This is a genomic window from Chamaesiphon sp. VAR_48_metabat_403, assembly GCF_031422475.1.
Taxonomy (GTDB): domain Bacteria; phylum Cyanobacteriota; class Cyanobacteriia; order Cyanobacteriales; family Chamaesiphonaceae; genus Chamaesiphon.
The window spans coordinates 1-5,038 of record NZ_JANPLS010000413.1 but is presented as its reverse complement, the minus strand read 5'-3'; the positions used below and the strand labels follow the sequence as shown (position 1 = coordinate 5,038).

4 protein-coding genes and 1 pseudogene are annotated in these 5,038 nt (G+C 44.3%); 2 read left to right on the top strand and 3 right to left on the bottom strand.

Annotated features, from left to right (window positions below; all coding sequences use genetic code 11):
* The first annotated feature begins 17 nt into the window (after positions 1–17).
* Together RMO79_RS19760 and RMO79_RS19755 are read left to right on the top strand one after the other, a co-directional pair.
* A pseudogene (locus tag RMO79_RS19760) lies at positions 18–1,131 on the top strand (ISKra4 family transposase).
* Between the two features lie 84 nt (positions 1,132–1,215).
* Positions 1,216–1,707: a hypothetical protein gene (locus RMO79_RS19755; RefSeq protein WP_310484977.1), complete on the top strand. Its 492-nt coding sequence runs from the start codon at positions 1,216–1,218 to the stop codon at positions 1,705–1,707.
* Here RMO79_RS19755 and RMO79_RS19750 read toward each other — a convergent pair.
* From RMO79_RS19750 to RMO79_RS19740, 3 genes are all read right to left on the bottom strand, one after another.
* Positions 1,693–3,648 (bottom strand): serine/threonine-protein kinase, encoded by a 1,956-nt coding sequence (locus RMO79_RS19750; protein ID WP_310484975.1) that lies wholly within the window; start codon positions 3,646–3,648, stop codon positions 1,693–1,695. The two genes, RMO79_RS19755 and RMO79_RS19750, sit on opposite strands and share 15 nt — an antisense overlap.
* A 4-nt stretch (positions 3,649–3,652) precedes the next feature.
* Complete coding sequence (mreD, locus tag RMO79_RS19745; protein ID WP_310484974.1) at positions 3,653–4,237, bottom strand: rod shape-determining protein MreD; 585 nt, start codon at positions 4,235–4,237, stop codon at positions 3,653–3,655.
* A 234-nt stretch (positions 4,238–4,471) separates the two neighbouring features.
* Positions 4,472–5,038: rod shape-determining protein MreC (locus RMO79_RS19740; protein ID WP_310484973.1), on the bottom strand; the 567-nt coding region annotated here is incomplete at its 5' end.

Sequence of the window (5,038 nt, the reverse complement as noted above, 5' to 3'; positions counted from 1 at the left end):
AAATTTAAGGTAATGTGATGACACCAGAAGAACAACAAGCAATTGAAGCACACAGTCAAGCTATTGCTTTTTGTATAGAAATACAGCAGTAGAGCAACTAACTAGCTTGGGGAAAATAGAAGAAGTGGTACGAGATGCCATGCAAGAACATGTGATGCCAGGAGTGGGGATTGCTTGGTGCAACGCACGCTGAGGTTTCCTCAGCGCGATTGCATCCGCTTTTTTATCAAAAGTGTCACCAGAGAAAGTAGTGGATACAAAAGACAAATCAAAAGCATAATTGGGGAACTAGTAATTACTAGCAAGCAAGCTGAAAAGTTGGGTTTAAAAAGTCACTCACAAATTAGTCCATACTTGGAAGCATGTTGTTTAAGAATAAGCGCATCAATTTCTTACGAAAGGACAGCAGAAGAAGTAGAATACCTCACGGGTATGAAAATATCAAAAAGTGCGCAACAACGGTTAATTCACAAACAGAAATTTAAATTGCCATCCGCTGAGTCACCAGTGTCAGAAGTGAGTGTAGATGGAGGGAATGTTCGAGTCCGAACACCAAAAGGAGAGCCGTGTAGCTGGAAAGGATACAAAGCCGCAGTCTTACACGATCGACAAGCAATTGCCAGCTCATTTCAGGAAAATGGGAGCATAATTAATTGGGTGAACAATCAAAATTTAGCACCAATTATTACTTGCTTAGGAGATGGACATGATGGAGTTTGGAATGTTATTAAAGAATTTGCACCCGGTCGTGAAAGAAGAGAGATTCTTGATTGGTTTCATTTAATGGAAAATCTCCATAAGATTGGATGCTCTAATCAAAGATTATTCACAGCTAGAAGCCTATTATGGCGAGGAAAAGTTAATAAAACTATTGAATTATTTAGTGACTGTACTCTCAAACAAGCTGAGAACTTTTGTGCTTATTTAGAGAAACATCGTCACCGCATAATTAATTATGATTATTTTCAAGCAGAACAAATTTGTTCAATTGGCTCTGGCGCGATTGAATCTACAATTACACAGATTGACCGTCGCACTAAAATATCTGGGGCACAGTGGAAATTTGAAAATGTTCCTCAAGTACTAGCCCATCGCTGTGCCTACCTTAACAGATTAATTAGCGATCGCTAAATAAAAAGTGGGATGCTCCCTAATCGATCGATACATTTTACTGTTGGATGGGAAACCTATAGATATTGGCTTTAATCTGTATGTATGACAACAATATCTCTAGATACCGCAAAAGAACGTATTTTGGAAATGTATCAAAAGGTCGATCCTAATAGTCAATACTATGGTTGTTTACTTAATTGGTATGGCAAGGGAGTCTGGAATTATGGTATCGGCATCAGCGATAACTTAGTTTTTGATACTGCTTATTTGAAAATATTCGATCGAGCAAATCTAGAAGTTCAATTGGTGCCAAATGTTCAGAACTTTAGCCCTGCTGAAACGATCGATCGATTAGGCACTGCGATTTTGTGTTTTCAGAGTTGGGATTATGGTTTATTAGGTTGGAACGGCGAGCATTTTGCCCGATTGGTGGCAACAGATAAAGCCATATCTTATCAGGTAAAAGAACTGCCATTCCCGATTCCTCAATTAAATCACGATGGCTGGCATCCCCAAGCAAGTAAATTTTTGACTGAATATCGCGAATCGCATTCCGACTGGTTTGCTGAAATATTGTACTCATGGTCGGCTTAATACAGGTCGCCAGATTTTAATCGTCCGATCCCAGCTAGCGGTAATTAATGTTTGCCCCATCGGTAGAAAGAGAATTTCGCGGACGGCACTTTGATGAGCTTGGAAGCTATACATTAATTGCTTACTATTGACATCCCACAGGTTCACGATGCCATCCATTGAGCCGGAAGCGATGATTTTAGAGTCGGGGCTGATGGCGACGGTTAGCACGCCATCCTGATGACCTGTTAAAGTATGATGAGTCGATGTGCCCAATTGTCGGACTTGCACCGTTCGATCGGTACTACCGCTGATAATTAATTTGCCATCTCGACTGATTGCCAAGCCGTGAATCGTTTGCTCGTGCGCTTCAATTGTTTTGAGTAATTGTTTGCCATCTAAATCCCAAAATCGGAGCGTTCGATCGGCACCTGCACTAATTAAAATTTTACCATTGGGCATAAATTCTAGTGCCATCACCGATTCTTGATGACCGTCGAGGGTATAAATAATTTTACCCGTATCGGTGTTCCATAGCCGAATTCGCCGATCGGCACCGCTGCTGGCTAGGATTTTGCCATCGGGACTAAATCGGACGCAATAGACAAACCCATGATGGCTATCTAAACTGCTCGTGTCGGCGCGTAATTCTTGGAGCGAGTTAAAGACGGATTCTTTGCGGCGCATTTGCACGCGGCGATTTTTGTCGCCACTGGCAATCTGACTGTGGTTGGGGCTAGCGGCGACGGAATAAATCGAATTATTATTACAGTAGGTAAAAATCGGTTGTTGTGGCATGGTAAGGTTCCACATGGCGACGGTACCACCATCATCGCCGCTCATTAAAAATCGACCGTCGGTAGTAATGCCGATCGCATTAATTGGTTTGCGATGCCATGCAAATGTATAGTTACATTCCCAATTATAATTATGCTCTATGGTGGGAATATTAACTGGGGTAGTTATTGATGGGGTGACGATTGCAGTTGGTGGCTCTGGCGGTAGAGTGACAATTTTCAAATCGGGTTCGATCGCGACAGATTTAGGTTGTAATGGATCGTTTAAATCGGGTAAACTTACAGCAGATCTATTTTGTAAAGCATCAATTACGGCTTGTGCTGTCGGATAACGTTCGATCGGTTTGGGTTGAATTAATTTATCGATTACTATTGCTAATTGTGGTTCGATCGGTTGAGATAATCCAGCTTGCCAGTTCCATTGACCGAGATTGTCATCGAATAATACAAACGGGGAAACTCCAGTCAATAAATTAAGGCAAGTAACACCCAAACTATAGAGATCGCTAGAGGGGAAAGCTCGACCCCAACCTTGTTCTGGTGCCATAAATTCTGGAGTGCCGATCGTCGTTCCTTGCATTTGCGCTCGCTCTGGGGTCGTAACTTTTGCTGCTCCAAAGTCTACCAAATACAACTGACGATTATCTGTACGCCGAATAATATTTTCGGGTTTGATATCTCGATGAATGAATCCTAACTGATGAATATAGAATAGAATCGGTAAAATTGCCAGTAATAATTCTCGGATTTGGGTACTGGAGAAATTCCCCTGTTCTGCTAATTCAGCTTTAAGATTTTGACCGTCGATAAATTCTTGGACTAGATATTGACGACCATCTGGCGTGATAAAATATGCCAGTAATTTGGGAATATTGGGGTAATTTAATTGTTCGAGCGCGCTAGCTTCTTGAGTAAATAATTCAGCCGCTTTGTGTGCTGCGGCGGTGTCATGTACCTGCGGAAAAAATTGCTTGATGACGCAAAAAGGTTTCGATGGTTTGTCTTCGTCGATCGCTTGAAATGTGCGTCCGAAACCACCTTGCCCGATCGGTTTAATTGCTAAATATCGATCGCGCAACCGCAATCTACCACCGCAACTTCGACAAAAGTTACTCTGCGGTGGATTTTCTGGGTGCAAGCAACTAGGGCTGAGACAGTAACTCATCAAATTAAGTTAGCTTATTTACCACCATTTTTTGCCAACAGACTTGGAGTGGATAGTACAGCACAGGCATCCATAAGCCGCTCAGAACTGCGGAAATTAGCATCATGGGACTTTGATTATCCCAGAGATAATTCAGGCTGGCTAGGCTGGCTGCTGGCGATCGCTCGATCGCCATTTCGAGGAAATATTGAACTCCAGTAATTAACTCGCTGGCGATCGTCAGTAAAAAAGCAGCGACGCTGGCTGATATAATTGTATCATCCAGATAGCGGTGTTTGTGTAGCCAAAAAGTTAATACGCCTACCGCAGTCAGGCTCAGAACATGGGTGGGCATTATGCCCAAATTGGCGGTCATGGTAGCAGTCATGCCATCTTGAATCAGTCCTAAGACAACACCTGCCGTGGTTGCGTGCCAGAGCGATCGATTTAAGCTCCAGGCAATCGTCCACATTACCAGCCAACTGGGGCCGACCCCCAAAATTTCCATGCCGGGAAAGCGGGTTGGTAATAGCAACAAACACAAGCTTGCCGAACCGACGACGGTGAGTAGATAAAGTCCATTGCGAACTAACGGGTGTAAATTATTCATATCGATCGCGATCGAGTTAGCTAACGCTAATTCTAGATAAGGATTTCACGTAAAGATTACTAGCTTCGTTTGGGCACCTGGGGATGAATCCCCAGGCTAACAGCTCAAGTCCACTGAAGTGGACTAAAGAATCTGACAGTCCACTTCAGTGGACTTGAGCTGTTAGCACCGCACTTCAGTCGCGGGCGGGTGAAGTGCGATGCTCACATTCTTAACCCGCACTCACGTTAGCTACTAACGAGGTTTAACGGGCGGTTTGGCAGTTGCAGCGGGTGGCTTGACATTAGCTGCGGGTTTTTTAGCTGGTGGCGCAGGGGTGGTAGTAGGTGCGACATCTGGTACTGGTTTAACGGCTTCGGCGGTAACTGCGCGCGGATCGTGAGCGTGAACTGTCACCCATTCTAAGGCACTCAGTGGTGCGGTAAATTCGACGATCGCTTCTGGTGCGGGAGATTTGTTTAAATTAGTCTCAATTACCCTGCCTACAGCCAATCCGGTGGGAAATAACTGACTCACCGCCGAAGTCGAAACGACATCACCTTTTTTCACCAGCGGACGTTTATCAAAAAATTGGAGTACCGCTTGGTTGGTGCGAGTACCTTGAAGAATGCCCATATTCCGCGTGCGACTAACCAGTACGCCCATCCGATTGCTAGGATCGCTGACTAATAATACCCGACTGGTATTGGGTGAGACACTGACGATTCTGCCGACCACGCCGCCAGTCCCGACAACGATATGATCGATCGCAATGCCATCGGCACTCCCGCGACCGATAACGACCTGCTGCCACCAATTATC